At 67.9% G+C, this 17904-nt stretch carries 13 protein-coding genes and 1 pseudogene; 4 read left to right on the top strand and 10 right to left on the bottom strand.

Going from position 1 to position 17904, the window contains the following annotated elements; genetic code table 11:
- From AUL28_RS00950 to AUL28_RS00905, 10 genes and pseudogenes are all read right to left on the bottom strand, one after another.
- Positions 1-1171 (bottom strand): 2-oxoglutarate dehydrogenase E1 subunit family protein (locus AUL28_RS00950; protein ID WP_244493369.1); only part of this gene is annotated, 1171 nt, incomplete at its 3' end.
- 244 nt (positions 1172-1415) lie between these two features.
- Positions 1416-2318 (bottom strand): succinate--CoA ligase subunit alpha, encoded by a 903-nt coding sequence (sucD, locus tag AUL28_RS00945; protein ID WP_062230286.1) that lies wholly within the window; start codon positions 2316-2318, stop codon positions 1416-1418.
- A gap of 8 nt (positions 2319-2326) precedes the next feature.
- Complete coding sequence (locus AUL28_RS00940; protein WP_062230337.1) at positions 2327-2824, bottom strand: DUF1579 family protein; 498 nt, start codon at positions 2822-2824, stop codon at positions 2327-2329.
- An 8-nt stretch (positions 2825-2832) separates the two neighbouring features.
- Positions 2833-4026, bottom strand: coding sequence for an ADP-forming succinate--CoA ligase subunit beta (gene sucC, locus AUL28_RS00935; protein ID WP_062219915.1), 1194 nt, complete (start codon positions 4024-4026; stop codon positions 2833-2835).
- Positions 4027-4597: 571 nt separating this feature from the next.
- Positions 4598-5779: a cell division protein ZapE gene (gene zapE, locus AUL28_RS00930; RefSeq protein ID WP_082640146.1), complete on the bottom strand. Its 1182-nt coding sequence runs from the start codon at positions 5777-5779 to the stop codon at positions 4598-4600.
- 340 nt (positions 5780-6119) lie between these two features.
- Positions 6120-6689, bottom strand: coding sequence for a protease inhibitor Inh/omp19 family protein (locus AUL28_RS00925; protein ID WP_062219913.1), 570 nt, complete (start codon positions 6687-6689; stop codon positions 6120-6122).
- A 528-nt stretch (positions 6690-7217) separates the two neighbouring features.
- A pseudogene (locus AUL28_RS00920) lies at positions 7218-7859 on the bottom strand (carbonic anhydrase); the annotation flags it as partial.
- Positions 7860-8258: 399 nt separating this feature from the next.
- Positions 8259-9029, bottom strand: a complete 771-nt coding sequence (locus AUL28_RS00915; RefSeq protein ID WP_062230282.1) for a DUF429 domain-containing protein — start codon at positions 9027-9029, stop codon at positions 8259-8261.
- 43 nt (positions 9030-9072) lie between these two features.
- A complete protein-coding gene (pdxY, locus tag AUL28_RS00910; protein ID WP_062230332.1) occupies positions 9073-9972 on the bottom strand; it encodes a pyridoxal kinase PdxY in 900 nt (299 codons plus the stop codon).
- An 11-nt stretch (positions 9973-9983) separates the two neighbouring features.
- Positions 9984-10241, bottom strand: coding sequence for a hypothetical protein (locus tag AUL28_RS00905; RefSeq protein WP_058602176.1), 258 nt, complete (start codon positions 10239-10241; stop codon positions 9984-9986).
- A 173-nt stretch (positions 10242-10414) separates the two neighbouring features.
- On the opposite strand from AUL28_RS00905, the gene AUL28_RS00900 reads away from it, so the two are divergent.
- The 4 genes from AUL28_RS00900 (at position 10415) to AUL28_RS00885 (ending at position 17785) form a co-directional block, all read left to right on the top strand.
- Positions 10415-11047: a LemA family protein gene (locus AUL28_RS00900; protein WP_062230280.1), complete on the top strand. Its 633-nt coding sequence runs from the start codon at positions 10415-10417 to the stop codon at positions 11045-11047.
- Positions 11048-11146: 99 nt separating this feature from the next.
- A complete protein-coding gene (locus AUL28_RS00895; protein ID WP_244493368.1) occupies positions 11147-12052 on the top strand; it encodes a TPM domain-containing protein in 906 nt (301 codons plus the stop codon).
- Positions 12053-12061: 9 nt separating this feature from the next.
- Entirely contained in the window at positions 12062-12694 is a 633-nt protein-coding gene (locus AUL28_RS00890; protein WP_062219885.1) for a TPM domain-containing protein, read from the top strand.
- 210 nt (positions 12695-12904) lie between these two features.
- Positions 12905-17785: an NAD-glutamate dehydrogenase gene (locus tag AUL28_RS00885; RefSeq protein ID WP_062230278.1), complete on the top strand. Its 4881-nt coding sequence runs from the start codon at positions 12905-12907 to the stop codon at positions 17783-17785.
- Positions 17786-17904 lie beyond the last annotated feature (119 nt).

Raw genomic sequence — 17904 nt, 5'->3', positions numbered from 1 at the left:
CCGGCTCGGTGCGGGTGCGCCCGCCGCCGATCTGGTCCTGCTTGGCGCGGGCCTTGCCCATCACCACCGGGTTGACGATTTCCAGATGCGACGGGTTCGCCGTCAGCGAGAGGTGGACCTTGTTCTGGTCGAACTCGCGGTCGGACGAGGCACCCAGATGGTACTTCACGTCGCCCGAACCCTCGACGTCCTCGGGCTTGAAGGAGCCGCCCTTGAACTCGTGGAAGATGGCGCGGCGCGGCTTGCCCATGACCTGGGCGAGCACGTTCAGACGGCCGCGATGGGCCATGCCGAACACGATCTCCTTGAGGCCCATCTGGCCGCCGCGCTTGATGACCTGCTCCAGCGCCGGGATCAGCGATTCGCCGCCATCGAGGCCGAAGCGCTTGGTGCCCTTGTACTTGATATCGATGAACTTCTCGAAGCCTTCGGCCTCGATCAGCTTGTTCAGGATGGCGCGCTTGCCCTCGGGCGTGAAGGCGACGCCCTTGTGGAGCCCCTCCATGCGCTCCTGAATCCACTGCTTCTCGACCGGGTTCGAGATGTGCATGAACTCGACGCCGATCGTGGAGCAGTAGGTACGCTCCAGAATGTCGACGATCTGGCGGATCGAGGCGAACTCCATGCCGAGCACGCCGTCGATGAAGATCTTGCGGTCGAGATCGGCTTCGGTGAAACCGTAATTGGCCGGACTCAGCTCGTTGTAGTCTTCGTCGGCCGACTTGGCGATGCCCAGCGGGTCGAGCTTGGCGTGGAGATGGCCGCGCACCCGGTAGGCGCGGATCAGCATGACCGCGCGCACGGAATCGCGCGTCGCCTGAAGGATGTCGGCTTCGGACGGGCCGGCAGCGCCCTTGGGCGCCTCGGCCGCCTTGTCGCGCAGCTTCTTCTCGATGCGGGCCTCGGTCTGGCCCCAGTTTCCGTCCAGCGCGGAGACGAGTTCGCCATTGGCCGCGATGGGCCAGTTGGCGCGCTGCCAGGACGGGCCTTCGGCGTTCTTGACCACCGTCGCCTTGTCGTCGGCCATTGCGCCGAAGAAGGAGCGCCACTCCTCCGACACGGAGGCAGGATCGCGCTCATAGGCGGCCGCCAGTTCCTCGATATAGTCGGCGTTGCCGCCATAGAGGAACGAGGTCTGCGCGAAGGATTCGTTCGCCGGGTTGCGTGCCATGATCTGAAAACGCGGCTCCCTTTTTGTCGGGCGCCGTCTCCTTGAAAACTGGAAGGTGGCGAAGGACCGTCACTTCGCCGTTCACTCGAAACGCGTCTTACCCGGCCATTCTTGCGCGAAGACCTCTGAAGAGGAGCTTCTGCGCAAGAGCCGCGCGGGCCGGGAGCCGCGCGGCATCGCCTTGTCGAACCTCAATCCGGCCGAAACGGGGCAGAAACGACCCGCCTCGCCGGAAGAAGATGCGTCAGCCCTTCAGGACTTCCACCAGCGTCTTGCCCAGACGCGCCGGCGAGGGCGACACGCGGATGCCCGCCGCCTCCATGGCCGCGATCTTGGACTCCGCATCGCCCTTGCCGCCGGAGACGACGGCACCGGCATGGCCCATCGTGCGGCCCTTGGGCGCGGTGCGGCCCGCGATGAAGCCGGCCATCGGCTTCTTGCGGCCGCGCTTGGCCTCGTCGATCAGGAACTGCGCGGCTTCTTCCTCGGCCGCGCCGCCGATCTCGCCGATCATGATGATCGACTTGGTCTCGTCGTCGGCCAGGAACATCTCCAGGACGTCGATGAACTCCGTGCCCTTGACCGGATCGCCGCCGATGCCGACGGCCGTGGTCTGGCCGAGGCCCTCGTTCGTGGTCTGGAACACCGCCTCATAGGTCAGCGTGCCGGAGCGCGAGACGATGCCGACATTGCCCTTCTTGAAGATGGAGCCCGGCATGATGCCGATCTTGCACTCGTCCGGCGTCATGATGCCGGGGCAGTTCGGGCCGAGAAGGCGCGACTTCGACTTGTCTAGCTTGGCCTTCACGCGCACCATGTCGAGCACCGGAATGCCCTCGGTGATGCAGGTGATGAACGGGATTTCAGCCTCGATCGCCTCGATGATGGCGTCGGCCGCGCCGGCGGGCGGCACGTAGATCACGGAAGCATTGGCGCCCGTGGCGTCGCGCGCTTCGGCGACCGTGGCGTAGATCGGCAGGCTCTCGCCCTTCGAGCCGGTCCAGGTCTCACCGCCCTTCTTGGGGTGAATGCCGGCGACCATCTGCGTGCCGTGATAGGCCAGCGCCTGCTCGGTGTGGAACGTGCCGGTCTTGCCGGTCAGGCCCTGCACGATGATCTTGGTGTTCTTGTCGACGAGAATGGACATGCGAGCCCTTAGCTTTGGATGAGGTTGGAAGAGGGGGAGGCCGCACGGCGATAGACGCCGCTGACGACTTCCTGCCAGGTATCGCTGCCCACGGGCGAAAAGCTTACGCCCATCCGGTAGCGGTCCTCATTTTCAAAAGTGAATACGGTGCGCTGCCTGCCGCGCGGGGATGTCCTCGTGAAGACGAGTCCATCCTCCTGCCAAGCGCCGGAAGCGGGCGCGGGCGGAACGAATCCCACGGTGTCGAACGGATAGAGCTTGTATAGCTGGTCTGCCGGATCGAACCCGATGAGATTGCGCGCCTCGAACGAGACAGCGCCATCCCGCCTCTGACGGTAGCGTTGCTCCAGGAAGAAGCCGCCGAGAACAAGCTCGGCTTGAACTTCCCCCGTTGCGCGTCCCTCCTTGGCCCAAGCGGACGCCGCGACATGCTCTTCCCCGTCCCAAGCGCCGACAAAGGCGCTCAGGCGAAAATGAAGGTCGGACGGCATGGGCTGGAGGGCCATCATAAGTCTCAGGCGTTGACCGCCGCGACGATCTTCTTGGCCGCGTCGTCGAGATCGTCCGCCGCCGTGATGGCGAGGCCCGACTCGTTGAGGAGCTTCTTGCCGAGATCGACATTGGTGCCTTCGAGGCGCACCACCAGCGGAACCTTGAGGCCGACTTCCTTCACGGCGGCGATCACGCCTTCCGCGATGACGTCGCACTTCATGATGCCGCCGAAGATGTTGACGAGGATACCCTCGACGCGCGGATCGGCCGTGATGATCTTGAAGGCCGCCGCGACCTTCTCCTTGCCGGCGCCGCCGCCGACGTCGCAGAAGTTCGCCGGCTCCTTGCCGTAGAGCTTGATGATGTCCATCGTCGCCATGGCGAGGCCCGCGCCGTTCACCATGCAGCCGATATTGCCGTCGAGCGCGACATAGGCGAGGTCCCATTTGGAGGCCTCGATTTCCTTGGCGTCCTCTTCGGTCTCGTCGCGCAGTTCGCGCATGTCGTCGTGGCGGAACAGCGCGTTGCCGTCGAAGGAGACCTTGGCGTCGAGAACGCGCAGGTGGCCGTCCGTCATGACGATCAGCGGGTTCACTTCCAGAAGCGCCATGTCCTTTTCGGCAAAGGCCTTGTAGAGCGCCGGGAAGAGCGACTTGGCGTCCTCGCGCGCCGCGCCGTCGAGGCCGTAGGCGTCGGAGATCTTGGCCACATCGGCTTCGGTCACGCCCGTCTCGGGGTCGATCGCGATCGTGTGAATCTTTTCGGGCGTGTCGTGCGCGACGGCCTCGATGTCCATGCCGCCTTCGGTGGAAACCACGAAGGCCACGCGGCCGACCGAGCGATCCACGAGCAGCGAGCAGTAAAGCTCGCGGGCGATGTCGGCGCCGTCCTCGATATAGAGGCGGTTCACCTGCTTGCCGGCATCGCCCGTCTGCGCGGTGACGAGCGTGTTGCCCAGCATGTCCTTGGCGTGGGCGACGACCTCTTCGATCGACTTGGCGAGGCGCACGCCGCCCTTGGCGTCGGGGCCGAGTTCCTTGAACTTGCCCTTGCCGCGACCGCCGGCATGGATCTGCGACTTCACGACGTAAAGCGGGCCCGGCAGCTGCTTGGCGGCGGCTTCGGCCTCGCTGGCGCTCGTGATGGCGACGCCGCCCGCGACGGGCGCGCCAAAGCCCTTGAGAACCTGCTTGGCTTGGTATTCGTGAATGTTCATGGGATCATCTCGTTGAGAGCGGGATCGGCGCAGCCGGCAGGGCGGGTGGGAGACCCGGCCGCCGCAGGCTGCGAAGCGACAGGCGAGAACAAGGGCGTCGGCCATGGCCATCCGTCGGCGCGGATAGCGCGCGAAGATTGAGCCAGGATCGTGCGCAATCGCGCCATGACGCCTCGTTTCGCATCCACAGCGCGAACCGAACCTCAACACCCGGATCGTAGGAAGCGATCGCGCCTCGCACGCCCGGCCCTGAGCCCTGCTCGTCGCCGTTGTTGCCGGCTGACTACCCCCCTCCCGGAGAAAGTGCAATCATTGCTTTTTGCACTCCAGCAGATTCAACCGGTTAGACCATGTGGGACTTACGTAAAGGTCAATGACAAAGCTCCGCATTCCCAACAGGAAAGCCGGAGCGAGGTGCCTTTGATGAATTTTTTCGCAAACTGCTGGGAGCGCGGGGCTTCGCGGATCGGCCGCGCTTCAACACAGCCGCAAAGGCGCAGGACGCGTCATCCGAGAAGCTGCAAGGCCGACGGCACGGTGCCAGCGTTCGGCCCCCGCCCTCGAGCGGGCGTCAGGCCGCCTTCGTGGCCTTGGCGGCCGCTTGCGCCAGATACTCGTCGGAGCGCATTTCGGTGAGGCGCGAGACGGTGCGGTCGAACTCGAAGAGTTCGGTGCCCGAATTGGCGCGGTACAGTTCATGCGCCGGAGCGGCTGCCGACAGAATGATGCGCCGACCCGCATCGTAGAGCGTGTCGATCAGAAGAATGAAGCGCTTGGCCTCGTTGCGCTGATCCTGCGTCATGACGGGCACGCCGTCCAGAACCAGCGTATGGTAGCGCGCGGCGAGCGCCAGATAGTCGTTGGCACCGAGCGGTCGCTGGAGAAGATCGGCAAAGGCGAAGCGCGCGGCCCCCTGGCCCGCACGCGGCACGGCGATGCGCCGGCCCGCCACCTCGAAGCTCTCAGACCCCTCCTTCGCGCCGCCCAGCACCTGCCGCCAGAGCGCGTCCATGCGTGCTTCCGCCTGGGGGCCGAGCGGCGTCACATAGACATCGTCTCCGCCCACCGTTTCCATGCGATAGTCGGTCGGCGCGTCGAGAAAGAACACGTCGGCCCGCGACTTCAGCGTCTCCACGAAGGGCAGGAAGAGCGGGCGGTTCAGCCCGTTGCGGTAGAGATCATCGGGCGCGACATTACTGGTCGCCACGAGGACGACCCCTTGCGCGAAGAGCGCGTCGAACAGGCGCGACAGGATCATCGCGTCGGCAATGTCGGTCACCGTGAACTCGTCAAAGCACAGGAGACGGGCCTCGGCCGCGATCGCCTCGGCCACCGGCGGGATCGGATCGTCGCCCTTGGCCTCTCCCGCCTTCACCGCCGCGCGATGGGCGTTGATGCGCTCATGCGCCTCGCGCATGAACTCGTGGAAGTGCAGCCGACGCTTGCGCGGCTCGGAGGAGAGGCGGAAGAACAGGTCCATCATCATGGACTTTCCGCGCCCGACCGAGCCGTGGATATAAAGGCCGCGTGGGGCGGCAGGCTTCTCGCGCTTGCCGAAGAGCCAGCCGAGGGCGCTGGATTTGGCCGGCAGCGCCTGAAGCTTCAGCTCGCGCTCCAGCCGATCCAGCCGATCGGCCAGAACCGCCTGGATCGGGTCGGGCTGGATGTCGCCGGCGCGCACGCGCCGCTCCAGCTCGCTGCGCACGGGTCCGCGCTCGGACCCCGGCGTTCCGTAACCCTTCGCATCAGGCATGTCGGATCAACCTCGAAAGAAGCGGGAGGCCGGCCGATGGCAGAGGAGGAAAGGGTATCGAGCCCGATCGCGCGCATTGGCCGGTATGCATGGGCAAGGCTCATAGCACCGCCGCCGCCGCACCGCAAAAACGCCGCCCACTCAGAGCCGCAACGGCGGCAGAATGGAGCGGCGTGACACCTTCGGCCCGCCTTTTGGGCTAGCAGGAAGAGGCTGGCCATCCTGACGCTGATCGGACATTCGGCGCGCCTCGGGCCAACGCGCCGCGCGATCGGAACCGCGCGGCGTCTCTCACGAGCTAATCTTCCCGGCCGATCCCCGGCTCGGAAACGCGTCCGCCTTAGCGGTAGAGGCTGACCGACTGGCCGCCGCTGGTCGTGCCCTCGTAGCGGGTGCCACCGGCATTGGAGAGCGTGGCGACCGTGGAGCCGCCCGAATCCTTCAGGACGACCTGGCTGCCCGAGACGTCCCAGGCCGACACGTCGGCCACTTGGCCGGGGCAGCCGCGCGAGGCCGCGCGGTAGCCGCCCGTCCACTGCGTCAGCGCCATGAAGATCTGGCAGTTGCCGCCGCCCGAGGACACGCGCCACGCGCCGACGAGACCTTCGCGGGTCACGGGCGCGGCGGAGGCCGTCTTGGTCGGCTGGGCTGCCGGCTGCGCACCGGGGGCGGGTGTCTGGCCCGGCGGGGTCTGGCCCGGAGGCGGCGTCTGCGCCACGGGCGTTGCCGGCGGCGGGGGCGGCGGGGGCAACTGGCTGGCATAGACCTGCCCGGCCGGGGCCGCGCGCACGGGGGCAACGCCGCCGCCGCCCAGATTGCCACCGCCGCCGAAGCTGGGGGCGACCGAGTTGCACCCCGCAAGGCTCAGAAGCGCCGCCATTGCCACGCCCGTCTTCATCCACTGGGTCATGCGTGCCCGATCCTCGTTCGCATCCGCCAAGCCGCGCCGCCGAGGCTGCGCGCCGTTTCTTAACCGTTAAAAGGGGCCGTCCCCCGATTTCGCAAGCGGGAACGGGATGTCTTCATTAAAATGCAAGGTAAATTGTGTCGGCGCGGCCACGCAAGGGCGAAGGCGAGCTTCCTTGCGAGGCGTCGATTCCGTTGCCGGTTTGACAGGGCGGCGACTGAGTGCACCGGCCCTCGCTAACCCTATCCCTCTACGCGCAGAGGTAGAGCCGACCCTTTTGGGATGATTGGGACCTGCCGCCCGTATCGGTTGCGTTGAGGGGCCCATGAAACGGGGAGCCGCGCCCCGGCCCATCGGGGCCAAGGCGACCGGCAGCGTCTCAAGCCAGGAAGCGGGTTACTGGACCCGCCTCATACTCCCCTCGCGTCAGTTCGCCCCTTCGGACAGAGCGTCCTCACCGATCTCCTCGCTCTCGCCGGCGCGGTGCATCGGGTCGCCTTCTGCGATGCTGTCGCCCGGCTCGGGGTCGAGATCCACCAGCGGGCGCTGGAAATCGCCGCTCTCAGGATCCATCGCCCAAAGTTCGGCCGTCGAAATGTCGAACCAGGCGCCGTGCAGGGTCAGATCGCCCGCCGCCTCGCGCTCGGCGATATAGGGGAAGGAGCGCAGATTGCCGATCGAGGTGCGGATGGAAATGCGCTCCAGCGCGGTCTGGCGCTCGCCGGAGGTCAGAAGCTCGTTGGCCGACACGGCGGCGGCGACCGGCTCCAGAATGCTCATCCACTTGCCGATGAAATCGCCGGGCGACAGCGGTTCGGCATCGGGCGACAGCGCGGCCTTGATACCGCCGCAACGCCCGTGACCCATCACGACGATATGTTTGACCTTGAGGGCCTGAACCGCGAATTCGAGCGCGGCGGAAGTGCCATGGAAATCACCGTCCGGCTGGTAGGGCGGCACGAGATTGGCGACGTTGCGCACCACGAACAGTTCGCCCGCGCCCGCGCCGAAAATGGTCTCGGGTGCCGCACGCGAGTCGCAGCAGGCAATCACCATGGTTTCGGGCGCCTGCCCCTCGCGTGCCAGGGTGCGGTAGCGCTGCGTTTCCTGGAGATAGCGGCCTTCCACAAAGGTGCGGTAGCCCTGAAGGAGGGGCGTCGGAAGAAGGGACATCGGGCGCTCCATATCTGATGACGCGAGGGGCCGAGCGTGCGAATCAGCCCCAGTTCGGACCGTCTCTAACCTTTTTTGCATCTGCTCACATAGGCGGCTGACGGTTCTTATGAAGCGGAAATCGACGTTGAATCGCCCTTTTCCGATAGGCCCATCGAGGTTTCCCTTCGTCCGTCGCCCGAAAGGGCGACCAACCAGCCAGGGGGGAGGCCCCAGCCCGAGGGAACCGATCCGGCTCTAAGAACCGGGGACAGAACCATTCGGCGGAGGGCGAGCGAGGGATTGTTTCTGTCGGCGAGGCGCCGGGCGCAGGCCATGCAGCGCATGGACGAGCACCGGCAACGATGCCCGGCGGGAACAAGACCCGGTCGATCGACCCGAAGGGTTCTGTCCCCGGTTCTAAACCCAGATCGCGACGGGCAGGCCGAAGGCGTCGCGTCCCGGCGGATCGGGAAGGCTGACGGCTTGCCCCGCGCGCAGACGGTGCGCGACGAGAAGAAGGGCGCAGGCGTCCAGCCTGTCGTCTTCGCCGGCGCCGCGCGGCAGGGGCTCGGCCAGAAGTTCCGGCGGCAGGCCGCAGGAAAGGAGCAGGGCACGGCGCTCCGCCATGCCGTCCTCGAACGGCCGCCCGCCGCGCTTCTTGGAATGGCGCATGGCCTCGCCGCCATTGAGCTGCGCGAAGGCGATCTCGGGGTGGCTTTCGAAGACGCGCGTGGAAAGAGCAGCGTCGGCGCGCAGCAAGGCGTCGAGTTCCAGAATGCGGGGAAACAGGCCGAAGCCCTGAATCGACACGGCGCGGGGCGGATCGGAGGTGGCGCGTGCCAGCGCACAGACGCGGGCGAACACCTCCCGGCGATGCGCTTCGCCGGCAAACGGCCCGGCTCCGGTCTCCACCGCCGCGCGGGCGGGAATGGAAAAGATGCTGGAGCGCCGGCTGGGCGACAAAAGCGGGCGAGCGGCGATCTCGGCCTCGCGCCCCGCACCCATGATGCGCTCGGGCAGGCCGATCGGCATGTCCACGGCGAAAAGCGCGTCATCGGGCAGATCAGCGAGGAGCGCGTCGAAGCGAGAGGTGGTACGAAGCTCGGCGCGCCCATCCTCGTGCTCGATCGCCGCGATCCAGCCGGCGCGGCACCCATCGACGCCGACGAGGCATCGACGCGCCGTCACACCTGAGCTTTGCCGGCTAACTCGCCGTTGGAGTGGGACGCAATCACGCGCGCCGTCCACCCGTCGCGAGACGGCGGATCTGCACCATGGCCATGGGCGTCTTCAGACTGTCGGCGTCGGTTTCCAGTGTCAGCTCGTCCTTGCCGCGCTTGGTGGTGCGGGCGAGGATTTCGAACACGGCGGCAGTGGTGGATTGCAGCGCCTTTTCGCCCGACAAGCCGGCGAGCTTGCGCGCCAGGAACACCGCGCCGGTGAGATCGCCGAGCCCGTTCGGCACGCCCTCGATGCGCCGATGCTCGGCGAGGATGGCAGCGTCATGCTCCACCAGAAGATTGCCGATTCCCCCGCGCAGGAGCGGATAGGCCGAGGTGACGACGACCGAGCGCGGCCCCAGCGCGCTCGCCGCTTCCACCAGATGTTGATTGCCGGAGAATTCGAGGCCGGTGAGGAACTCCAGCTCGAAGCGGTTGGGCACGGCGATGTCGGCAAGCGGGATCAAACGATCGCGGATCGCCTCCAGAACCGGGCGCGGCTGGTAGAGCCGGCCCGCCCCGTCCGCCCCGCCATCGCCGAGCACTGGGTCGCAGAGATACAGCGCGCGCGGGTTCTTCGCCTTCACGGCTTCGACCAAGGTGGCGGCGGCCTCCACCTGCTCGGCCCCGCCGAAATAGCCGGAGATGACCGCGCCGACTTCGCCCAGCCAAGGCGCGTTCGCGAGATCCTGCATGAAGGCCGCAAACGTGCCGGGCTCGGGCACGATGCGCGTCGAGGGCCCGTGGCCGGGATGCCAGGGTAGCGTCACGGTCGGCACCGACCAGACGGGATAGCCCAGCGTTTCCAGCGCGAAGACCACGGCCCGGTTGCCCACCGTGCCGCGCGCGACATGGGACGAAATGGAGATGACGGCCGGTTTTTCGTCCGACGCGGAGGAGGGTTGGGACATGAAGGTCTGGTTCACTCCGCCATAAGCTGTCCGACCAGGACGAAGGCGAGCACGATGAAGGCGGCAAGCCCCGCCAGCCGCCCGATCCGCGTGCCCCAGACTTCGATCCGGTCGGCCGGGTCGGCATCGCCGGCCCAGAAGTGGCGGCGCGCGCCGAGCACCATCCGCTCCACGCCCGCCCCGGTTTGCGGCTCGGTTTCCTGGCGCACACGGCGCAGGATCGCCTCGGCCTCTTCGCGGCGCTGCTCGTCGTCGGATCGTCCTGTCATGGCCGCGAACCTGACCCAAAAGCCGGTCATGAGCAAGACGAGCCGCTCCAGCCTCCTCGCAAAAAACCAAGGTGTTGGATGGCGACGAGGATCGCGTCGCTCCGACCCTGCCCGGCGCGACATCCTGCCCCATATGGGCCACCATATTATCAGCCCGCCAAGGGATAGCGCCCATGTCCGCTTCCGTCGCCTGTCTGCCCGCCCGCCCGCGCCTGGCGCGGCTTCGCCTCGCCGTGGTGCTTCTCTTTCTGGCGCCTGTTCTCTCGGCTTGCGGGATCAACAACGTGCCGACGCTGGAAGAGCGCGCCAAGGCGACCTGGGGCGAGGTGCAGAACCAGTATCAGCGCCGCGCCGACCTGATCCCCAATCTGGTGGAGACCGTGAAAGGCTATGCCGCGCAGGAGCGCGACGTGCTGACCTCGGTGACGGAAGCCCGCGCCAAGGCGAGCCAGACCACGATCCGCGCCGACCAGCTGACCGACCCCGCCGCCGTGCAGCGCTATCAGGCCGCGCAGGAGCAGCTCGGCGGGGCGCTGTCGCGCCTTCTAGTCACGGTGGAGCGCTATCCCGACCTGAAGTCCAACGCCAATTTCATGGCGCTGCAAAGCCAGCTCGAAGGCACCGAGAACCGGATCGCGGTGGCGCGGCGCGATTATATCGAGGCGGTGCAGGCCTATAACACGGAGCTGCGCACCATTCCGGGCCGCTGGATCGCGGCGATCTTCTATTCGGACGCCAAGCCCATGCAGGTCTTCGAGGCACGCACGGGGGCCGAGATGCCGCCGCCCGTCTCCTTCACGCGATAAGGCGCGGCGGTAATGCGCGCCTTTGCCTTGCGTGACATACCAGCCGACGCCTTTGGGCGGGGAGCCGGCCGGGGATGGTTTGCGGCTGGGCGAAGTGGGGTGCCGCTTCGGAGCGCACAGAGGCGCGACATCCGCCCGGCCGACGAGTCTTCGGCTCAAGTCTGCCCACGTCCCATCGCGCTTTTGGCTGTGCGATTTCAGGCGGCGGCGCTGGTGCTCCTCGCCGCGATCCTTCTCGTCTCGCCGGCCGGAGCCCAGACCTTCCCGCCCCTGACCGGCCGCGTGGTGGACGCCGCCGGCCTGCTCGACCCCGCAACCCGAGCCGCGCTGACGCGCGAGCTGGAAGCGTTCGAGACACGTTCGAGCGATCAGGTCGTCGTCGCCACTGTGCCCGACCTCCAAGGCTACGAGATCGAGGATTACGGCTACCGGCTCGGTCGTGCCTGGGGCATCGGGCAAAAGGGCGAGAACAATGGCGTCATCCTTCTGGTCTCGCGCGGTGACCGGCGCGTGCGCATCGAGGTCGGCTACGGGCTGGAAGGCACGCTGACCGACGCCCTGTCGCGTCTCGTGATCGAGGGGGACATTCTCCCCCGCTTCCGCGCCAACGACTATGCCGGCGGCATCAAGGCCGGGACGCAGGCGATCCTGCAGATTCTTGGCGGCGACGCAGCCGAGGTGAAAGCGCGGGCCGAGCGCAACAGCGGCTGGCAGGAGGGCGATGGCGGCGGCTGGCTGACCCTCGGCGTCATTCTCTTCATCCTTGCGGTGGCTATCGGCCCGCTCGTCCTCGCCTTTCTGGCGCGCCTGTTCGGCGGCGGCGGGCGCGGAGGGCCGGGCGGCGGCACGCCCTTGCCCGTGCGACGGCGACGGCGCGCCCTGCCCGTCGGCCCCGTCTGGGGCGGCGGCATGGGCTCGGGCTGGGGCGGCGGGGGTTCGTCGTCGGGCGGCTTTTCAGGCAGCGGCGGGTCTTTTGGGGGCGGCGGCGCCTCGGGCAGCTGGTAGGAGACGGGGATGGCGCTTCGCTTCACACCGGACGATCACGCGCGCATCGCCAGCGCCATCGCGGCCGCCGAGCGCCAGACGAGCGGCGAAATCTACGCCGTCTTCGCCCGGTCGAGCGACGATTACCGCTTCGTCGCGGCGAGCGTCGCGCTGGCTTTGTCGCTCGCGCTCGGCTGGGTCGCGACCGTGATCGCCTCTCTCGCCGGCCTTGCCGTGCCGGCGCTGGCGGTGGAAACGGCGCAGCTCGTCGGCGCGGCGCTTCTGTTCGCGCTTCTGCGCTCCTCGCAGCTCACCATGCTCTTCGTGCCACCGGCCTTGGCGCGGATGCGCGCGGCGCGGCTGGCGCGGGCGCAGTTCCTCGCCCATAATCTGCATCGCACGCCCGAGCGCACCGGCGTCCTGCTCTTCGTTTCGGAGGCGGAACATTATGCCGAAGTCATCGCCGACGAGGGGATCGCGTCCGCCGTGGACCCGTCCGAATGGGAGGCGATCGTCGCTCATCTGACGGAAGCCGCGCGCGAAGATCGGCTGGTGGAAGGCTTCGAGCAGGCGGTTGGCCGCTGCGGGGCGCAGCTTGCCGCGCGTTTTCCACCCGACCCCGAGCGGCCCAACGCCCTGCCCGACCGTCTGGTGGAAATTTGAGCGGCCTGCGCAATCTTCGCTCCGGCCCGAACCGCAATCGTCTTGTCGCGAACGCATTATAGACCGTTGCTGTTGTAGAAGAGCCCCGTCGCGACGCGGGGGAGCTGCGCCGTCCGATCTTCGACCGGACCCCGGGAGGCGGTGCCGCCGAGGCCCTTGAACGTCGAACGGAGCGGCCCGACGCTCCATGGCCCAGAACGAGGAAACACCATGCAGGAAACGACTGGCGAGAAGCGCGCCATCCTCGAAGCCGTCCTGTCCCGGCTTGGCCCCGGCGGCCCGGCCGCTCGGCTTGCGCCACTCCTCTTCGCGCGGCCGCCGGCCGAAGACCTCGCCCCCTTCGATCCCGCCTTCCTCGCCCGCATGGCCGAGCGCGCGTCCGAGCTTCTCGCCGGCCACCGCCCTGGCCAATCCACCGTGGTGGTGGAGCGCCTGTCGGAGGGCGCGCGCCTCGGCCAGGGCGTGACGCTCGTCACGCTCGTGCATGACGACATGGCCTTCCTGTTCGACAGCGTGACCGCCTGCATCGCGACCAGCGCGCCGGCCATCCACGCCGTCTCCCATCCCGTTCTCGACGTGACGCGCGATGCCACCGGCGCGATCACGCAATTCCACGCCGCCGGCCGTGACGGCTCGGGCGGCGAGCGCGTCAGCCTGATCCAGGTCGCCATCGAGCCCACCGCCGAGCCCAAGGCCGAAGCCGCGCTCGCGGGCGATCTCGAAGCCATCCTGACCGAGGTCGGCATCGTCAATCGCGACCACCGGGCCATGTATGCCCGCGTGGAAGACGCCGCCCGCGAGATCGAAGCGCGCGCGGCGAGCGAGAGCGACGCGCAGCGCGCGAGCGACGAGCGCGAGGGCGCGGCGCTCCTGCGCTGGCTCTGCGACGACAATTTCATCTTCTTCGGCCTTCGCGACTTCACCTATTATCCCGAAGGCGAAGCGCTGCGCCGCAACGAGGGCACCGAACTCGGCATCCTCACCAACCCGGACGTGCGCGTTCTCCGCCGAGAAGCGCCGGGTTCGGCCACCAGCGCCGAGGTTCGCGCCTTTCTGGAAGACCCCGCCCCGCTCATCGTCGCCAAGGCGAACGCGCGCTCGCGCGTCCATCGCCGCGTCTATATGGACTATATCGGCATCAAGCGGCGCGACGCGGAGGGCCGCCTCGTCGGCGAAACCCGCATCGTCGGTCTGTTCACGTCCGGCGTCTACACGGCTTCCGTGCTCAGCATCCCGCTTCTGCGCCGCAAGGCCGAGGCGGTGATCGAGCGGTTCGCCTTCTCGCCCCGCTCGCACTCGGCCAAGGCGCTGCGCGTCGCGCTCGATTCCTATTCGCGCGACGAGATGTTCCAGATCGACACCGATCTTCTGGAGCGCTTCATCGGCGTCATCACGGAGCTCGGCGAGCGCCCGCGCATTCGCGTTCTGCCGCGCATCGACCGGTTCGACCGCTTCGCCTCGGTTCTCGTCTTCGTCCCGCGCGAGCGCTACGACGCGCGGCTGCGCGACGAAATCGGCCTGCTTCTGGCCGAGCGCTACGACGGCCATGTCTCGGCCTGGTATCCCGCCTTCCCCGAAGGCTCGCTCGCCTCGATCCATTTCATCATCGGCCGTCGCGGCGGGGTGACGCCGCAGCCCGACCCGGCGGACCTCGAAGCCGAGATCGCCAATCTGGCGCGCGACTGGATGCTCGGCTTCGAGCGCTCCAGCGCCGCCGCCGGCCGCTATGACGCGTTGATGGCGCTGGCCCCCGGCCTGCCGGACGGCTACCGCGATCTCGTGCCGCCCGACGAGGCGGTGGGCGACGCGTTGCATATTCTGGCGCTCTCGCATGAAGAGCGTCTGGCCGCCGACTTCTACCGGCGCGAAACGGACGGCGCGGATGTCCTGCGCCTGCGCCTCTACAATTACGCCGAGCCGCTCTCGCTCTCGCGCCGGGTGCCCATCCTCGAAAACATGGGCTTCTCGGCGGTGGCCGAGCGCTCCTTCGAGGTGCGCCGGCCGGACGAGACCACGGTCTGGCTGCACGACATGGAGCTGGTGCTGCGCGCGGGCGGCGCGATCACGCTTCCCGATGGCGGCGCGGCGCTGGAGGCGACCTTCGCCGCCGTCACCGACGGGCGCATCGAGAATGACGGGTTCAACGCGCTGATCTTCGCCGCCGGCCTCGACTGGCGCATGGCCAATGTTCTGCGCGCCTATGCACGCTATATCCGGCAGACGGGCTTTGCCTATACGGACGCCTTCATCGCGCAGGTTCTGGAGCGCCAGCCGGCCATCGCGCGCGATCTGGCCGAGCTTTTCACCGCGAGCTTCGACCCGTCGAAGGCCAGCCGCGAGGATGCGCTGCCCGACGATCTGAAGGGCGACGGCGAGGCCGAGCGCGCGGCCAAGCGCGGGGCGCTCGCCATTCTCCAGCGCCTGCGCACCTCGCTCGACGCGCTGGAAACGCTGGACGAAGACCGCGTGGCCCGCCGGCTTCTCTCCGCGATCCTCGCGACGCTGCGCACCAATTTCTACGCCGTGACCAAGGTTTCGGCCGATCCGAACTCGCGGCCAGCCCAAGTCGATCCCGCGCTGGCCTTCAAGTTCGATCCGCATCTTCTGGAGGGCGTGCCCGCGCCCGTGCCCTATCGCGAGATCTTCGTCTTCGACGCGCGCGTCGAGGGCGTCCACCTGCGCTTCGGCCCGGTGGCGCGCGGCGGCCTGCGCTGGTCCGACCGGTCCCAGGACTACCGCACCGAAGTGCTCGGCCTCGTGAAGGCACAGCAGGTCAAGAACGCCGTGATCGTGCCGGTCGGCTCCAAGGGCGGCTTCTACCCCAAGCGCCTGCCCGACCCCGCGCAGCGCGATGTCTGGTTCGAGGCCGGTCGCTCGGCCTATATCGTCTTCATCGCCTCGCTCCTGTCGGTCACCGACAATATCGATGCGGCGGGTGAAACGGTGACGCCGGACGGCGTCGTGCGCCTCGACGATCTCGATCCCTATTTCGTCGTCGCCGCCGACAAGGGCACGGCGACCTTCTCCGACACGGCGAATGCCGTGGCCGAAGCGCGCGGCTTCTGGCTGGGCGATGCCTTCGCCTCCGGCGGCTCGGCTGGCTACGACCATAAGGCCATGGGTATTACCGCGCGCGGCGCCTGGGAGGCCGTGAAGCGGCATTTCCGCGAGATGGGTTCCGGTGACAAGGCCTGGGACATCCAGTCCGAACCCTTCACGACGGTCGGCTGCGGCGACATGTCGGGCGACGTGTTCGGCAATGGCATGCTGCTATCGGAAAAGACGCGCCTCGTCGCGGCCTTCGACCATCGCGACATCTTCATCGACCCGCAGCCGGACACGGCGGCCTCCTATGCCGAGCGTCGGCGTCTGTTCGACCTGCCCCGCTCCTCCTGGAACGACTACGACCGCGCGAAAATCTCGGCGGGCGGCGGCGTCTTCTCGCGCCGCGAAAAGCGCATCACGCTCTCAGTCGAGGCGGCCGAGGCCATCGGTTGGGACAAGCGCTCCGGCACCCCGCAGGAGGTGATCTCGGCCATCCTGCGCGCGCCTGTCGATCTTCTCTGGTTCGGCGGCATCGGCACCTATGTGCGCGCCCGCACGGAGACCAATCAGGATGTCGGCGACCGCGCCAATGACGCGGTGCGCATCACCGGCCGCGATATCCGCGCCAAGGTCGTGGGCGAAGGCGCGAACCTCGCCCTCACCCAGCAGGCGCGCATCGAGGCGGCGCGCGCGGGCGTGCGCCTCAACACCGACGCGATCGACAATTCGGCGGGCGTCAACACGTCGGACGTCGAGGTCAATATCAAGATCGCGCTGCGCGCGGCCATGGCGGCCGAGCGCCTGTCGCGCCCCGACCGCGACAGGCTTCTGGCTTCCATGACGGACGATGTGGCGCGCCTTGTGCTGGGCAACAATTACGAGCAGACGCTGGCGCTCTCGCTGGAGCAGCGCGCCGGCACCTCGCGCCTCGCTCTCCAGACGCGCCTCATGAACGTGCTGGAAGAGACCGGCGCGCTGGACCGCGCGGTGGAGAACCTGCCGAGCGACGCGGCCATCGCCGATCTGCGCGCCAAGGGTCAGAGCCTGACGCGGCCCGAACTCGCCGTCCTGCTCGCCTATGCCAAGATCGACCTATTCAACGGCATCGTCTCCGGCCCGCTGCCGGACGATTCCTATCTCCACGAGCGGCTCGTCTCCTACTTCCCCCCGGCCATGCGCGAGAGTTTCGCGGCCGAGATCGACGGGCACCGCCTGCGCCGCGAGATCGTGGCGACGCGCCTTGCCAACGATCTCGTCAACCGGCTCGGCCCGAGCTTCGCCGTGGTGCTGCGGGACGCGACGGGGCGCAATGCCAGCGCGGTCTGCCAGGGCTTCGTCCTGGCGGCGGATGGTTTCGAGGTGCACGATCTTCTCAAGCGCATCGACGCGCTCGACAACGCCTTGCCCGGCGAAGTTCAGAACGAGCTTTACGCCTCGGTCTCGACCTTCCTTCAGCGCGTGACGGTCGGCCTCGTGCGGGCCGGCACGAGCGATCTCGGTCCCGCCGTCGGGGCGTTGCGCGAGCGCGTGCGTCTTCTCAAGCCGCAACTGGCCTCTCTCGCCAGCGAGCGAGCGCGTCAGGCCTTCGAAGCGGCCGAAGCCGGCCTTGTCGAGCGTGGCATCCCGCAGGATCTGGCCACCGACCTCGCCCTCCTGCCGCTTCTGGCGCTGGTGCCCGATATGGACGCCGTTTCACGTGAAACATCGCAGCCGATCGAAGCCGTCGTGCGCGCTCTGTTCGAACTGTCCCATGCCCTGCGCATCGGCCAACTCGAAAACGCGCTCGGGACGCTCCGGCCGACCGACTACTACGAGACCCTGGCGCTGGAGCGCGCCGCCAGCCAGATCGCCCGCGAGCGCCGCCGCCTGACAGTTCTGGCGATGCGGAACGGCAGCGGCGAAGACCCGGTCGGCTCCTGGCTCGCCAGCCAGGGCGACGCGCTGCGCGACGCCAGCGAGCAGATGGCGCGCCTCGCCGGCACCGGCGAAACCTCCGTCTCGCGCCTGACCCTCGCTGCTGGCCTGCTGCAAGACCTCGGCCACTGAGACGATGACAGGGCTGGGCCGTTCCTGCGGGAACGGCCCAGCCCTTCTTCTGATGGAAACCGAGTTCGAGCGACCACCGGAATGATGGTCCGCCCCACCTCGATCAACACTCCTTCCAA

The sequence above is a fragment of the Aureimonas sp. N4 genome (genome assembly GCF_001463925.1).
In the GTDB taxonomy this organism is placed as follows: Bacteria; Pseudomonadota; Alphaproteobacteria; order Rhizobiales; family Rhizobiaceae; genus Aureimonas; species Aureimonas ureilytica_A.
Note: the sequence above shows the minus strand (reverse complement) of the source record. Positions and strands in the feature narration are given on the sequence as shown.

Bases quoted from the DNA above. Each gene is read 5' to 3' on its own strand.
- sucD (WP_062230286.1), bottom strand. From the start codon at position 2,318: ATGTCCATTCTCGTCGACAAGAACACCAAGATCATCGTGCAGGGCCTG.
- AUL28_RS00940 (WP_062230337.1), bottom strand. From the start codon at position 2,824: ATGGCCCTCCAGCCCATGCCGTCCGACCTTCATTTTCGCCTGAGCGCC.
- sucC (WP_062219915.1), bottom strand. From the start codon at position 4,026: ATGAACATTCACGAATACCAAGCCAAGCAGGTTCTCAAGGGCTTTGGC.
- zapE (WP_082640146.1), bottom strand. From the start codon at position 5,779: ATGCCTGATGCGAAGGGTTACGGAACGCCGGGGTCCGAGCGCGGACCC.
- AUL28_RS00925 (WP_062219913.1), bottom strand. From the start codon at position 6,689: ATGACCCAGTGGATGAAGACGGGCGTGGCAATGGCGGCGCTTCTGAGC.
- pdxY (WP_062230332.1), bottom strand. From the start codon at position 9,972: ATGTCCCAACCCTCCTCCGCGTCGGACGAAAAACCGGCCGTCATCTCC.
- AUL28_RS00905 (WP_058602176.1), bottom strand. From the start codon at position 10,241: ATGACAGGACGATCCGACGACGAGCAGCGCCGCGAAGAGGCCGAGGCG.
- AUL28_RS00900 (WP_062230280.1), top strand. From the start codon at position 10,415: ATGTCCGCTTCCGTCGCCTGTCTGCCCGCCCGCCCGCGCCTGGCGCGG.
- AUL28_RS00890 (WP_062219885.1), top strand. From the start codon at position 12,062: ATGGCGCTTCGCTTCACACCGGACGATCACGCGCGCATCGCCAGCGCC.
- AUL28_RS00885 (WP_062230278.1), top strand. From the start codon at position 12,905: ATGCAGGAAACGACTGGCGAGAAGCGCGCCATCCTCGAAGCCGTCCTG.